This is a genomic window from Neisseria sp. P0008.S010, assembly GCF_051962715.1.
Classification (GTDB): Bacteria; Pseudomonadota; Gammaproteobacteria; order Burkholderiales; family Neisseriaceae; genus Neisseria; species Neisseria elongata.
Map to the genome: position 1 here is coordinate 1 of NZ_JBQCVA010000014.1, position 14,023 is coordinate 14,023.

Sequence of the window (14,023 nt, forward strand, 5' to 3'; positions counted from 1 at the left end):
TTTAGTCGATTGAAAATTTTTTAGCACATTTTTATGCGTCAAATTTCGTTAACAGACTATTTTTGCAAAGGTCTCAGAATGCGAATTTCGGTTTAACTTCGGCACACCGTCCCAACAGCTAAAAATCTTGCGGGTTTGGTGTGGAATTTAGGACTAATCTAGTACAGACCCCAATAAAAAGCAGCCTGCACATTAGGAAAACAAAGTGCAGGCTGCTTTTCAGTCCGTCATTTCATAAAAATCCATGTTATTAGACAGCCATGTGTTAATGCAATGATTTCATATAATTTGTTATAGTCGATTAAAATTGCAATGATACGGCGTTGGCTCGCCTTGACGTACCACCTGTACGCCTTGTCTCATTTTTATTTTAATCGACTATAAAACACTTCCCATTTTGTTTTAAAGTGACTAAAATCACTCAATTATAAAAATTTGAGCGATTTTGGTATTTATCATGAAAATCTCCAGACCTCCGGAATTTGCCCTGTTGCGGCAGGAATATGCACTATCTTTTATTGAAAATATGGCAAAAACTGCTGATTCATTTAATTCTACCTCTGCCAATCCCAATATAGATATTTCAAATTTTCTTAAGGAAATCAAAGATTATTCCAAATTCTCCGTGACCGATGAAAACGGAACCTATCTACATTGGGACAAATTCCGCCGGATTCACACGGAAGACACGCGGATGAAGTGGCTCGCCGTCAAGGAGAGCCGCATGAAAATCCAAAAACCGATTGATTTTCCGTTTAACCACCAATTCAGATTCTGCATTCCCGATTCTTTACAGGCACAGCTTCATTTGATTGACAAAAGCTGCGGCAGCACTATCGGTACGTCCAGCTTGGGCGGTTTCGGCAGGAACGAGCAAAACCGGTTCCTGCTCAAATCGCTGATTATGGAAGAAGCGATTACATCCGCCCAACTGGAAGGTGCGGCCACCACGCGCAAAGTGGCCAAGGACATGCTCAAATCGCAGCGCAAGCCCAAAACCAAAGACGAAATTATGATAGTGAACAACTATCACCTGATGAAAAAAGCGGTTGAATTGAAAAATACGCCGTTAAGCGTTGAAATGATTTTGGATTTGCACCGCATTGCTACCAGCAACGCTATTGAAAACAAGGCCGAGCCCGGGCAATTCAGGCAGGATGACGAAATCTTTATCGCCGATAACGACGGCAACAGCCTGTATCAACCACCGCCGCACGGACAGGTTCATACGCTGATGGAAGCGGTGTGTGCGTTTGCCAATAATACCTATGACGGCGCGGAAAATCCGTTTATCCACCCGGTTGTCCACGCCATCATCCTGCACTTCCTGATTGGCTACATCCACCCGTTCGGCGACGGCAACGGGCGGACGGCGCGGGCTTTGTTCTATTGGTTTATGCTCAAAAACGGCTACTGGCTGTTTGAATACATATCCATCAGCCGCCTGCTGAAAAACGCCCCCGCCCAATACGCCAAATCCTATCTGTATGCGGAAACCGACGATTTGGACTTAACCTATTTCATCTATTACCAATGCGACATCATCAAACGAGCGGTTGCCGATTTGGAGCGCTACATTGCCAACAAACAAAAACACCAGCAGGAATTCAAAGCAGCGATTGCCCAATATACCGAAAAGATAGGAAAGTTGAACCAGCGGCAAATCGGCATCCTGCAAAAAGCGGTGGAAGAAAGCGGAAAAATTTTTACTGCACAAGAAATTGCCAACCAATACGGTATTTCTTTAAATACCGCCCGCAGCGATTTGAGCAAACTGGGAGAATATAAATTCTTGGTGCCGTTCAAATCGGGAAACGCTTTGGAATATGTCGCCCCGAAGGATTTGCTGGAAAGGTTGGAAGGGGAATAGCCGGATCATGCGGCAGATATTTTCAGACAGCCTTTCTTCCGATAAGGCCGTCTGAAAGCACAAAAAAGCAGCCTGCACCTTGGGAAAACAAAGTGCAGGCTGCTTTTCATACGCGAACCATGCCCCTACCCATGTTTTCAGGTAGCCTTTAAAAAGCATGAGAGTAAAACATGAGGGCATTGAAGCGACCAATTATTTCTTATCGAGAAAACATATTCTTCCCCAAACCGGATGGTTCGCGCAAAAGTTTCCCGTAAAATCATCCGCCTCAAAACGAATTGGGAAAAACCATGAACAAAATGCCCGTATTGTTTGTCGGACACGGCAGCCCGATGAACGCGCTGAACGCGGAAAACCCGTTCAACCAAGGCTTCCGCCGCATTGCGCAGAAATTTGCCAAGCCCAAAGCCATTCTGATGATTTCGGCGCACTGGTACGGCAACCGTTTGCAGGTAACGTCCGGCGAACACCCTGAAATGATTTACGATTTTTACGGCTTCCCCGCAGCACTCAGCCAAGTGCAATATCCCGCGCCCGGCTCGCCCGAACTGGCGGGGCAGGTGCGCTCGCTGTTGCAGCCTGAAAATGTGGAAATGAACCCGGAACGCGGCTTCGACCACGGCGCGTGGGCGGTGCTGAAACACTTGTATCCCGAAGCCGACATTCCCGTGGTACAGCTCGGATTGAACCTGATGCAGCCTGCACAATGGCATTTCGATTTGGCGAAAAAACTCGCCCCGCTGCGCGAACAAGGCGTGCTGGTGGTCGGCAGCGGCAACATCGTGCACAACCTGCGCGCCATGCGCCGCGAACCCGCCGCAGGCTATGACTGGGCAATAGACTTCCGCGATGCCGTCAACCGCGCCCTTGCCGCGCGGGACAACGACACGCTGGTGCATTACGAACGGCTGGGGGACGCCGCCGCGCTCTCCGTGCCGTCGCCCGAACACTACCTGCCGCTGCTCTACACCGCCGCGCTGCGCGAACCGCAGGACGATATGGAAATATTCAATGACGAACTCGCCTTCGGCTCAATCAGCATGACTTCCGTTTTAATCGGGTAAGAGGCCACGGCAAAACAACGCGTGCGAACCCGCGCGCGCCTGCCCAAAAGCCCGCTACGAAGACGGCTTAGACGCGGCAAAAATGTTGGGTTTTTCTGTTTTTTGGCCAAGAGAAAACAGTAAACCTTTTTTGATTTACTGTTTCAATATTGGCCTTGTTCTAAACTTTAATGGTTTATTTCATTTATAATTGTATGATTTTATTGACCACATTTTCCACAAATCGCCTATCATGTTCCACAAATATAAGTGTAGGCTTTGCTTCCCTTATGACTTCCTCAATCTGTATTCTGGATATTACATCTATATAATTTAAGGGTTCGTCCCAAACAAATAAATGAGCCGGCTTTGACAAACTGACGGCAATTAAAACTTTCTTTTTTTGCCCATCACTATAATTTTTCATATCCATTTCAAATAATTCTCTTGAAAAATCTAGTTTTATAAGAATTGTTTTACACAATGTTTCATCAACATCTTGCTTATGAATATACTCATTTAGGCTGCCCGTTAAATCAGATATATCTTGAGGGATATACGATATTTCCAAATTACTTGCTAAATTTACCTCGCCTGTATACTCGTGATTCAGACCTAATAAAATTTTAATCAAGGTCGATTTTCCACTTCCATTACTACCATATATAGCTACTATATCGCCTTGTTTTATCTCAAAACTCACATTCCTTAATATCTGTTTTTCTCCATAGTATGATGATAAATTACTAACCGATATTAGAGGATTTTTGCGATGATGTAACGGATGCAATAATAGATTTTCCTTCGTTTCAATATCTTTTAGTAAATTCTGTTTTTCTTCTATTGCCTTATTTTGCCTATTCTCCAAATTCTTAGACCTTTTCATCATTTTGGCTGCTTTATGACCTATATATCCTTTGTCCGGTTTTACGCCTGATATTTTCACACCATTTTTAGTCTTTTCAATTTTATCAGACCAAATTTGGCATTGCCTTGCAGCTTCTTTTAACCGTTTAACATCTCTTCTTAATTTCTCGTTTTTACTGATTTCAAATTGATCTTTCATCAATTTGTTTTCATACCATGATGTAAAATTTCCTGATTGAATATCAATAGAATTCCTGTTAATAGAGATAACATGATTGATGCAGCCGTCTAAAAAATCTCTATCATGAGATATGAGCAAAAATCCTTTTTTACTTTTCAGATATTCACTTACAATTTTTCTACCGTGCATATCTAAATGGTTTGTCGGCTCATCAATAAGTAAAAAACCATCTTCTCTTGTAAACAAAATAGCTAAAAGGATTTTTGTTTGTTCTCCTTTAGAAAGCGTTTCAAATTCCCTATAAACAAGGTTTTCATCTACATTGAGCAAACTAAGTTCTCTAAATAATTTCCATTCTTCCCCATCTGGCATGAGTTCTTTATATAACTCAATTCCTGATTTTGAAGTATCAGTTATATTTGGTGGAAATTTAATAAATTCAACATCCTTGATTATTTTACCTTGATAAGTTTCTTCATTTAAAAGCAACTTAAATAGCGTTGATTTGCCAATTCCATTTCTTCCTATCAACCCTATTTTCCAGTTTGTCTCAAAGGAAAACGATACATTTTCAAATATAGGTTTTACATATCCATGATATGAGAAACTGAGGTTTTCAATTTTAATTGTCGACATAAAACACCTCCTCGTCATCCTATTTTATTAAAATAATACCAACTTTAAGCCATTTTTCCTATCTCAGCTTTCTGTGGTGCTTGACAGTTACCTATAAAATTAAAAGGGGCTAACACAGATTGGCAGCAAGCGTAGCCCGCTTAGGTAGTGTGTATGCGATACGCACGCAGTTCCCAGTTTTCAGGTAGCCTGTTTTAGGCTGCCTGAAACAGTGCAGGCTGCCGTCGGTCTGATTTTTTGATTCAGCCAACCGATGAGCGTGCCTGCGATGCTGCCTTTGCCCCATCACCCCCATCCCGTTTTTCAGACGGCTTAGACACGGCGAAATCAGACGTGTTGGCCGACGTATTGCGGCAAATCGGCTGCACGCAGGCAGCGGAAATCCCGACCAACCCCGCCGCCGAAGCGCAAGCCAAGCAGCGTATTGCCGAAGGCGCAAAACTCGCCCGACAATTCGGCGTGAGCGGCGTGCCGTTTGCGGTGCGGCAAACCGAAAGCGGCTGGGTGCAGATTGCTTCGGACAGTTTGCGCTAGGATGGGGTGCAGGCTGCTTGAACATGGTTCTCAGGTAGCCTTTTGGCTATTCGGGACTGTTTAAAAACACGAAAAGCAGCCTGCACTTTTGCAAATCAAAGTGCAGGCTGCTTTTTCCGCGTCGCAGAAATCCCGTTTCAGTTAGCCTTTTGGCGGTGTTTCAAACACAGTATCCCGCCCCCATTCCTCCGCCAAAAAATCCACAAATGCCCGGATTTTCGGGCTGACGGCATGTCCTGCGTAATAGACGGCGTTGAACGGGGTCGGCACGGCAAGTCGGCGGTCGGGGAAGAGTTCCGTCAGCCGTCCTGCTGCCAAATCCGCGTCCACCGTGAAATCGGGCAGGCTGGCGATGCCTTGCCCGGATAGGCAGAGCCGTTTGACCGTCTCGCAACTGTCGGCGCAGAGTTTCGGGCGGGCGGTGTATGCCTGTCCGTCGTCGCAGGCAATGTCCCATACGTTCAGTACGCTCGGCTCGCAATAGCCCAAGCAGCAGTGCCGTTCCAATTCGGAAGGGTTCTGCGGCGTACCGTGTCGCGCTAGATAAGCGGGCGTGGCGACCACTTTGCGGTAGCTGTCGAAAAGGGGGCGCACGCGCAGGGACGAATCGTCCAGCCGCCCCGCGCGGATAGCGACATCGACCCTGCGTTCAATCAGGTCGATGCGGTTTTCAGACGAGGTCAGCGACACATCTACCTGCGGATAACGGCGGCAAAACGCCCCGATGAGCGGCACAAGGCGGTTCAACACCAGCGCGGTGGCGGCATCGACACGCAGCAAACCCTGCGGCGCGCCGCTTGCCGCGCGGATTTCCGCTTCCGCCTGCGCCATGTCTTCCAGAATCTTTTTGGCACGGCGGAAATACTGCGCGCCTTCTTCGGTGGTGCTGATTTGGCGCGTGGTGCGGTTGAGCAGGGTAACGCCGAGCTTGGCTTCCAGCCGCTTCACGCTGCGGCTGACGGCGGAATTGTCGGTTTCCAGCACTGCCGCCGCGCGGGTAAAGCCACCGTTTTCCACTACGGCAACGAAAAAACGGAGGTCGTCTGAATGGGTTTGCATTATTTTTTAATTTTTAAATTTAAAATGTTTAGTTATATTAGCGGCAATCTATAACGATGTTACTTCCTTGCTGTAAAATTTTTGAATAATTTTATCTAAATCCATAGGTAAACAATCCATATATAGATACTGCATTTGGACAATAGGAAATAAAGATAACCCACTTCCATCACACATTGCTCCCTGCAACATTGCATTTAATGTCTGAATTCCATTAGAGTTTTGTACAATTTGAATGAGCATGGGTTCAATATAACCATCCCGCTGCCGATTGAAAGCGTGCATTCCACCATGTATGAATGAATTGGTCGGCTTAATGTGCCGTTCTCTAAATTCTTGAAATAACTGAACTGCTTTGTTCGGTAATTTTTCTGCGTCAACGGCTTTATTCAAATCTGCCAGCATTTCTGTAATATTAGGCATCCAATTCTCTATTTTCTTAACATTCTGTTCGGAAATCGGTTGATGTAAGGCATCGACACGTTCGTCTTTCGCATACCAATATAACCAATACGCACGCAATAATGCTTCGTACTGCAACCGTAACAAACTGGTTGAAGATATAAAGTTTCCATTTCTTGCCAGCGTGAGGATGGCAGAGTGATGCTCTGAAGAGATATCCGCCATAATCAATGTGGCCGATATGCGAGGCTCTGTTTCATCCGTACACGGTATCTTTTTTATTTCTCTAAACATGGCGTTGCAAAATTCTTCAGATTTTGCCAAGAATTGTTTCATTACTGATGTGGTCATTTTCTATTAAAGAGTAAAGATGAAAAAATTGCTGTGATTTTAGCAGAAGTGTTTTGTAGATTGACGGATTTATCGTCAATAAAAAACCGCCGATAATCCTGTTTTCACACCACAACAGGAGCAAAAAATGACCTTGAACCAAGATTTGATGAACGCCGTCCGCACTTTGAGCGATGCAGGCTGCCATTACCGTTTGGACGAATTGGCGGGTTGCTACGAGCCTGATTTGCACATCTTTATCGTCCAGCCGGACGGCAATGTGCTGTCGTTTGACTACGAACAGAACATGGCGTTTTTCCGCGAACGCCGCGATGCGGGCGCACCGCCGATTAACACGTCCATTCATTTCAACATCGCCGAAGTGCAGGGCGGCACAGGTTTCGTTACCGCCACCCGCCGCATGGATTTGGGCTACGGCGCGGGCGAGCAGGAAATCGTGTTTACCTTGATGCTGCGTATCGGGAACGACGGCAAATGGCGCGTGTTCCGCGAGCACGCGGTGATTACTTCGGGGCGGGGATAGCTTTGTTTTCCCGCATTTTCAGGTAGCCTTTCAGACGGCCTTTCGGTTATTTGATGCAGCCTGAAAGCGGAGTTTCAACTAAGTGAAAAAGCAGCCTGCACTTTGGAAATTGAAGTGCAGGCTGCTTTTTATTATGCCGACTTTATGTTTTCAGACGGCCTTCACGTCTCCAAAGCCCTCAGCCATGCCGCCAATCCTTGTTCGAGTTGCGTGCGGGTGTCCGCATCCAGCTTTTCCAGCAGCCGCTTTTCGTTTTCCACATGCGGGAACACGGCTTTTTCAATCAATTCTTTGCCTTTATCCGTCAGGCGGACCAGCAGGCTGCGGGCATCGTCTGGGTTGGGCAGGCGGTCGATTAAGCCTTGGTTTTCCAGATTTTTCAGGCGCGTGGTCATGGTGCCGGACGTTACCATCAGCGATGAGAACAACTCGGTCGGGGTCAGCGTATAAGGCGCGCCGCTGCGGCGCAAAGTGGCCAGCACATCGAACGACCCTTCGGTTAAACCATATTCTCCGTAAACTTTTTCCAATTCGCGCGCGATGAAGGCAGCGGCGCGTTTCAGACGACCTATTAACAACATGTTCTCTGCTTCCAATTCTGGTAGTTCCTGCTTCCATTGGGCAACTGCGCGGGCCGCAGCATCAAGGTGTTCGGTCATAGAATGCCCCGTTCGGTTTTCAATGGCGATTATTTTATCTTGACTTCAAGCTAATCTCCAGTTATATTTAGCTTGAAGTCAAGATAATTTTGCTGGAGAAAACCATGTTTGCCGATAAACAAGCCGTTTTAAACGCCTTCCGTTTCCGCCACGCCTGTAAAAGTTATGATGCGGCGAAGAAAATCCCTGCCGATGATTTTGCTTATATTCTGGAAACCGCACGCATGTCGCCCAGCTCGTTCGAGCTGGAACCTTGGCGGTTTTTGGTGGTGCAGAACCGTACTCTGCGCCAAGAGTTGTGCGGCATCGCATGGGGCGCGGCGGAAAAAATTATGGATTGCAGCCATTTTGTGATTTTGTTGGCGCGCACGCAGGCTGCCATGCAAGCGGATTATCAAGAAAAAATCTGGGGTGGCGCGCATGGAATGCCGCCTGAAACTATTGGGATGATGCAAAAATTTTTCAAACAGTTTACCGAAACCGATTTTGCCATTGCCGATAATCCGCGCGCATTTAACGACTGGGCAGCCAAACAAACCTATATCGCGTTGGCAAATATGATGACCGCTGCCGCGTTGATTGGTGTGGATTCCACGCCGATAGAAGGCTTTCAAAAAGAAAATGTGGAAAAACTGCTGTCGGAAAAAGGTTTAATCAATGTTGACGAATACCGCGTCAGCGTCATGGCGGCGTTTGGCTATCGCGCAGGCGAACCCAAGCGCGCCAAAATGCGACAGGCAGTAGACGATGTGGTTGATTGGATTGAATAAACGCCTGAAAATCAGCAACACAGACATTCCCCGGTTGGTATAGTGGATTAAAATTGCAATGATACGGCGTTGCCAACGCCCTTATGTACTACCCGTACACGGCGGGCGTTGCCGCCTTGTCTCATTTTTATTTTAATCCACTATAAAATCAAGAGTTTTGACTGATGGCAGTCTGCACTTGAAGAAGAAATTTCCGGCAGGCCAAATTTCCCATCCGCTTATTCATTTATTTGTTCATTTATTTGGAGGACTTATGCGCTTACATTATTCCCAATATGCCCTTGACAGCTATAAGGCACTGCTGGCTTTGGAAGCCAGCCTCACGCTGGATAGTACCCTGAAAGATTTGGTGAAACTGCGTGTTTCGCAAATCAACGGCTGCGTTTTTTGTGTTGATATGCACGTCAAAGAAGCCAAGCTGCACGGTGAGCGAGAACTGCGCCTGCACCATTTGGCCGTTTGGCACGAATCAACCCTGTTTACCGAAAAAGAACGGGCCGCGCTGCAATGGGCGGAAAACCTGACCCGCATCTCCGAGCAGAGTATCCGCGATGCGGACTACGCAGCGGTACGCGCCCATTTTGATGAAGAAGAACTGGTGGCGTTGACCCACGTCATCAACACCATCAACATCTGGAACCGCCTGAATGTGGCTTTTGCCACCCCGGCGGGCAGCATGGACGGCCTGATAGGATTGGAGAAGGCAGGGCTGGTTTAGTCTGGCCACACGCCGAACTTGCAAAAAGCAGCCTGCACTTTGCAAAACCCAAGTGCAGGCTGCTTTTTATATAGTAACTGCTTATTTTTATGTTAAAATAGTTAAAATTATAATGATTGAAACTTTATCATGACTTACACCGAATCAGCCATCGAGCACAAATTCATTCAAAAACTGATTGATTTAAAATACACCCACCGACCTGATATTCACGACCGCGAATCGCTTGAACAAAATTTTCGCCAAAAATTTGAGCAGTTAAACCGCGTCCGTTTGACCGATAGCGAATTTGAACGCTTAAAACAGGAAATCATCACCCCCGACGTATTTGCTGCCACAAAACGCCTACGCGAGACCAATACTTTTATCCGCGAAGATGGAACTCCACTCAACTACACGCTGGTCAATATCAAAGACTGGTGTAAGAACGACTACGAAGTCATCAACCAACTGCGCATCAATACCGAGAACAGCCATCACCGTTACGACGTGATTTTGCTGATTAACGGGCTTCCGGTAGTGCAAATCGAGCTAAAAATGCTGCATATACCGCCGATAAAAGCCATTGAGCAAATTATTGACTACAAAAACGATACCGGAAACGGCTACGGCAACAGCCTGTTATGCTTTATGCAGCTTTTTATCGTCAGTAACGAAAGCAGTACCTATTATTTTGCTAATAACTCAAACAAACACTTTACCTTCGCCGCAGACGAACGCTTCCTGCCCGTTTACCATTTTGCCGACGAAGCCAACAACAAAATCAACCATCTCTACGACTTTGCCGATAAATTCTTAGAAAAATGCACCTTAGGCAAAATGATCAGTCGTTATATGGTCTTAGTTGCCAGCGAACAGAAACTATTGATGATGCGTCCTTACCAAATTTATGCCGTCAAAGCCATTGTGGACTGCATTCATGAAAATCGCGGCAACGGCTATATCTGGCACACTACCGGTTCCGGCAAAACACTGACCTCATTCAAAGCCTCAACCCTGCTTAAAGATAATTCCGACATCGACAAATGCCTGTTTGTTGTAGATAGAAAAGACCTCGACCGCCAAACCCGTGAGGAATTCAACCGTTTCCAAGAAGGCTGTGTTGAAGAAAACACCAATACCCAAACTTTGGTAAACCGCCTGCTGTCCGACGATTACGCCGACAAGGTTATCGTAACCACCATTCAGAAACTCGGCTTGGCACTCAAACCAAACAGCAAATACCACAACCAATTAAGCACACTCAAAGACAAGCGCATGGTCTTTATCTTTGACGAATGCCACCGCAGCCAATTCGGCGACAACCATCGGGCGATTAAAAACTTCTTCCCGAAAGCTCAGCTGTTCGGCTTTACCGGCACGCCAATTTTCGAAGAAAACGCCAGTTACAAACGCATTGACGGCACAGACGCCACACTTCAGACAACCTTGGATATCTTTGAACAGCAGCTGCACGCCTACACCATCACCAATGCCATTGACGATGGCAACGTCTTGAAGTTCCATATTGATTATTACAAAGCCGAAGGCGATAAACCCGTTTCCGCCGCCCATCCCGCCACCAAACAGGCGATTGTCGATTCCATTTTAAGCAAACACGATGCAGCAACGGGCGGCGAACGCCGCTTCAACGCTATTTTTGCCACCGCATCCATTAACGACGCCATCGAATATCACGAATTATTCAAGACCTCCCAAGCCAAGCTGCAAGCAGACAACCCCGAATTTGAGCCGTTGAACATCGCCTGCGTTTTCTCGCCGCCTGCACAGGCAATGCAGAAAGATGACCGCAAAAACCAATCCGACATCGTTCAAATGCAGGAAGATTTGCAACAGGAAAAAATCGATAACCAAACCGATCCTGAAGGCAAAAAAGCAGCCTTAAAAGCTATTATTGAAGATTACAACCGCCAATACCGCACTAACCACAGCATCGGTGAATTCGACGTGTACTATCAGGATATTCAAAAACGCATCAAAGACCACCAATATCCCGATAAAGACTATGCGCACAAAAACAAAATCGACATCACCATCGTCGTCGATATGCTGTTGACCGGATTCGACAGCAAATATCTGAACACGCTCTATGTCGATAAAAATCTCAAGTACCACGGCTTAATCCAAGCCTTTTCCCGTACCAACCGCGTTTTGAACGCAAGCAAGCCCTACGGCAATATCCTCGATTTTCGCGGACAAGAGGCGCAGGTAGATGAAGCCATCAAACGCTTTTCAGGGCAGGACGCAGAGCGCGCCAAAGAAATCTGGATAGTCGATCCCGCAGAAATCGTCATGACCAAACTGAAAAACGCCATGACTCAACTTGAAGACTTTATGTCATCGCAAGGCGTAGCATGCGAACCATCCGAAGCTTATAACCTTAAAGGCGACAACGCCCGAGCAGGTTTTCTTAACCTATTTAAAGAGGTACAACGCTACAAAACCCAGCTTGGGCAATACACCGATTTAAGCGAAGAACAAAAGCAGGAAATAGAAGCCATCCTGCCCGCCGATACCCAGCGTGCTTTCAAGGGCGTATATCTAGATATGGCGCAACGTTACAAAGAACAAACAAGTAAAAAAGACGCCGTTCTACCCCAAGAAATTGAACAACTGGATTTTGAATTCGTTCTCTTTTCATCCGCCATCATTGATTACGACTACATCATACGATTGATTGCCGAAAACCCGTCTAAACCGAAAAAACAAAAAATGAGCATTCAGCAAGTTGAAGAACTCATTGCTTCTAGCAGTGATTTAGTTGATGAAAAAGAAGATATTATCGAATATATCCGTAGTTTGGATTGGAATAAACATACCAGCGTAGATGAATTAAAAACAGGATATCAGGCATTCCGCCAAGAAAAAACAGACAAAAAACTGACCGCACTTTCTGCTAAACACGGTATCGCTAACGAAACTCTGTCCGCCTTCATCAACGAAATCATAGACAGGATGATTTTCGACGGTGAAAAGCTGACCGACCTGCTTGAGCCGCTGGATTTAAGCTGGAAAGAACGCCGTATTAAAGAACTCGCCCTGATGGAAGACCTCATGCCTTTGCTGAAAAAATTGGCAAAAGGCAAAGAAATTTCAGGGTTGAAGGCTTATGAGTAAAAAGTGCGATTTCTCAAAATAACGGCAATAATTATTTTGAGAAAAGCTGTTTTCTCGAAATAACAGCGTTTATAATTTTGAGAAAATGCATTTTCTCGAAATAAGGAAGTGTGCTATTTTAAGGAAAACACAAAATCAAGGTGAATTTATGTCAGCAACACAAAAAATCGAAACTTTCAAAGCAGGCAAATGGGAAAAACGCTACCAATACAAAAGCTTTGAGCCGACGCTCATCAACAAGCCGTGGTCGTGGGAAGATCCCAAAATCAACTTTATGCTGGAGCGGGCAACCAAAGCCTTGGGCGAACTGAATGCTTTTTCACTGATTGTGCCTGATATTGACTTATTTATTCAAATGCATATCACCAAAGAAGCACAAACATCCAGCAAAATTGAAGGTACGCAAACTCAGCTTGACGAAGCATTAATGCCCGAAGATCAAATCCAACCTGAAAAACGCGATGATTGGCGTGAAGTACAACATTACATCAAAGCCATGAACCAAGCAGTTGACGGGCTAAAAACACTGCCGCTGTCCAACCGCCTGCTTAAAGAAACACACCATACTTTAATCAGCGGAGCAAGGGGCAAAGAAAAACTGCCCGGTGAATTTCGCAGCAGTCAAAACTGGATTGGCGGTTCAAGTTTAATGGACGCAGCATTTATCCCACCGCATCATGAGAACGTGCCTGAATTGATGGGTGATTTGGAGCTGTTTTGGCACAATGAAGACATATTTGTGCCGCATCTTATTCGTATCGCCATCAGCCACTACCAATTTGAAACCATTCATCCATTTTTAGATGGTAATGGGCGTGTCGGGCGTTTACTGATCCCCTTGTATTTAATTGGCCATGGCGTATTGGAAAAACCGTCTTTCTATATATCAGATTTTTTTGAGCGCAATCGGGCCAGCTATTACGATGCACTTATGGCGGTACGCCTGCAGAATGATTTGAAACATTGGATTTTATTCTTTTTAAAAGGTGTAGAAGAAACGGCAAAAAAAGGCTGTCAGGTTTTTCGTCAAATTCTGGCATTGCAACAAGAAATGCACACTGTTGTTATGAGTTTGGGCAAGCGGGCAGAAACCGCAAACAGCCTGTTGAAACTGCTTTATACACAACCGATACAGACCGCACAATACGTAGAAAAAAACTTGGGCGTATCGTCATCAACTGCCAATTCACTGTTAAAAGAATTTGAAAAGTTGGGCATTTTGCAGGAAATAACGGGCAATAAACGTGGAAGGATGTATGTCATGACCCGTTATTTGAATATTTTCTAAGCAAA

General features: G+C 45.7%; 12 protein-coding genes and 1 pseudogene. 9 read left to right on the plus strand and 4 right to left on the minus strand.

The features are described 5' to 3' along the window. Positions 1 to 70 precede the first annotated feature (70 nt). From ACTHSL_RS05295 to ygiD, 3 genes and pseudogenes are all read left to right on the plus strand, one after another. A pseudogene (locus ACTHSL_RS05295) lies at positions 71 to 151 on the plus strand (IS1595 family transposase); the annotation flags it as partial. Between the two features lie 306 nt (positions 152 to 457). Further along, positions 458 to 1,870, plus strand: coding sequence for a Fic family protein (locus ACTHSL_RS05300; RefSeq protein ID WP_440380618.1), 1,413 nt, complete (start codon positions 458 to 460; stop codon positions 1,868 to 1,870). A gap of 290 nt (positions 1,871 to 2,160) precedes the next feature. After that, positions 2,161 to 2,934 (plus strand): 4,5-DOPA dioxygenase extradiol, encoded by a 774-nt coding sequence (gene ygiD / locus ACTHSL_RS05305; protein ID WP_440380619.1) that lies wholly within the window; start codon positions 2,161 to 2,163, stop codon positions 2,932 to 2,934. A 184-nt stretch (positions 2,935 to 3,118) separates the two neighbouring features. On the opposite strand, the gene ACTHSL_RS05310 is transcribed toward ygiD, so the two are convergent. Next, positions 3,119 to 4,597, minus strand: coding sequence for an Lsa family ABC-F type ribosomal protection protein (locus ACTHSL_RS05310; protein ID WP_440380620.1), 1,479 nt, complete (start codon positions 4,595 to 4,597; stop codon positions 3,119 to 3,121). A gap of 237 nt (positions 4,598 to 4,834) precedes the next feature. On the opposite strand from ACTHSL_RS05310, the gene ACTHSL_RS05315 reads away from it, so the two are divergent. Then, positions 4,835 to 5,131 carry a hypothetical protein gene (locus ACTHSL_RS05315; protein ID WP_440380621.1) on the plus strand — a complete coding sequence of 99 codons (297 nt, stop codon included), beginning with the start codon at positions 4,835 to 4,837 and terminating at the stop codon, positions 5,129 to 5,131. Between the two features lie 141 nt (positions 5,132 to 5,272). Here ACTHSL_RS05315 and ACTHSL_RS05320 read toward each other — a convergent pair whose 3' ends face one another. Next, complete coding sequence (locus tag ACTHSL_RS05320; RefSeq protein ID WP_440380622.1) at positions 5,273 to 6,190, minus strand: LysR substrate-binding domain-containing protein; 918 nt, start codon at positions 6,188 to 6,190, stop codon at positions 5,273 to 5,275. 48 nt (positions 6,191 to 6,238) lie between these two features. Continuing rightward, entirely contained in the window at positions 6,239 to 6,928 is a 690-nt protein-coding gene (locus tag ACTHSL_RS05325) for a DUF6988 family protein (protein WP_440380623.1), read from the minus strand. Between the two features lie 142 nt (positions 6,929 to 7,070). Here ACTHSL_RS05325 and ACTHSL_RS05330 point away from each other — a divergent pair, with 142 nt between their 5' ends. Beyond that, complete coding sequence (locus ACTHSL_RS05330) at positions 7,071 to 7,466, plus strand: nuclear transport factor 2 family protein (RefSeq protein WP_308861816.1); 396 nt, start codon at positions 7,071 to 7,073, stop codon at positions 7,464 to 7,466. Positions 7,467 to 7,627: 161 nt separating this feature from the next. On the opposite strand, the gene ACTHSL_RS05335 is transcribed toward ACTHSL_RS05330, so the two are convergent. Continuing rightward, positions 7,628 to 8,125: a MarR family winged helix-turn-helix transcriptional regulator gene (locus ACTHSL_RS05335; protein WP_440380624.1), complete on the minus strand. Its 498-nt coding sequence runs from the start codon at positions 8,123 to 8,125 to the stop codon at positions 7,628 to 7,630. 104 nt (positions 8,126 to 8,229) lie between these two features. Here ACTHSL_RS05335 and ACTHSL_RS05340 point away from each other — a divergent pair, with 104 nt between their 5' ends. The 4 genes from ACTHSL_RS05340 (at position 8,230) to ACTHSL_RS05355 (ending at position 14,018) form a co-directional block, all read left to right on the plus strand. Then, positions 8,230 to 8,895, plus strand: a complete 666-nt coding sequence (locus tag ACTHSL_RS05340; protein WP_440380625.1) for an NAD(P)H-dependent oxidoreductase — start codon at positions 8,230 to 8,232, stop codon at positions 8,893 to 8,895. 253 nt (positions 8,896 to 9,148) lie between these two features. Continuing rightward, entirely contained in the window at positions 9,149 to 9,613 is a 465-nt protein-coding gene (locus ACTHSL_RS05345) for a carboxymuconolactone decarboxylase family protein (RefSeq protein ID WP_440380626.1), read from the plus strand. A gap of 129 nt (positions 9,614 to 9,742) precedes the next feature. Next, complete coding sequence (locus tag ACTHSL_RS05350) at positions 9,743 to 12,730, plus strand: type I restriction endonuclease subunit R (protein ID WP_440380627.1); 2,988 nt, start codon at positions 9,743 to 9,745, stop codon at positions 12,728 to 12,730. Positions 12,731 to 12,878: 148 nt separating this feature from the next. Beyond that, positions 12,879 to 14,018, plus strand: coding sequence for a Fic family protein (locus ACTHSL_RS05355; RefSeq protein WP_440380628.1), 1,140 nt, complete (start codon positions 12,879 to 12,881; stop codon positions 14,016 to 14,018). Positions 14,019 to 14,023 lie beyond the last annotated feature (5 nt).

What these genes read in the sequence shown, in the direction of transcription:
- ACTHSL_RS05335 (WP_440380624.1), bottom strand. Translation starts at nt 8,125, where the DNA reads ATGACCGAACACCTTGATGCTGCGGCCCGCGCAGTTGCCCAATGGAAG.
- ygiD (WP_440380619.1), top strand. Translation starts at nt 2,161, where the DNA reads ATGAACAAAATGCCCGTATTGTTTGTCGGACACGGCAGCCCGATGAAC.
- ACTHSL_RS05325 (WP_440380623.1), bottom strand. Translation starts at nt 6,928, where the DNA reads ATGAAACAATTCTTGGCAAAATCTGAAGAATTTTGCAACGCCATGTTT.
- ACTHSL_RS05310 (WP_440380620.1), bottom strand. Translation starts at nt 4,597, where the DNA reads ATGTCGACAATTAAAATTGAAAACCTCAGTTTCTCATATCATGGATAT.
- ACTHSL_RS05300 (WP_440380618.1), top strand. Translation starts at nt 458, where the DNA reads ATGAAAATCTCCAGACCTCCGGAATTTGCCCTGTTGCGGCAGGAATAT.
- ACTHSL_RS05320 (WP_440380622.1), bottom strand. Translation starts at nt 6,190, where the DNA reads ATGCAAACCCATTCAGACGACCTCCGTTTTTTCGTTGCCGTAGTGGAA.
- ACTHSL_RS05340 (WP_440380625.1), top strand. Translation starts at nt 8,230, where the DNA reads ATGTTTGCCGATAAACAAGCCGTTTTAAACGCCTTCCGTTTCCGCCAC.
- ACTHSL_RS05350 (WP_440380627.1), top strand. Translation starts at nt 9,743, where the DNA reads ATGACTTACACCGAATCAGCCATCGAGCACAAATTCATTCAAAAACTG.
- ACTHSL_RS05330 (WP_308861816.1), top strand. Translation starts at nt 7,071, where the DNA reads ATGACCTTGAACCAAGATTTGATGAACGCCGTCCGCACTTTGAGCGAT.
- ACTHSL_RS05355 (WP_440380628.1), top strand. Translation starts at nt 12,879, where the DNA reads ATGTCAGCAACACAAAAAATCGAAACTTTCAAAGCAGGCAAATGGGAA.
- ACTHSL_RS05345 (WP_440380626.1), top strand. Translation starts at nt 9,149, where the DNA reads ATGCGCTTACATTATTCCCAATATGCCCTTGACAGCTATAAGGCACTG.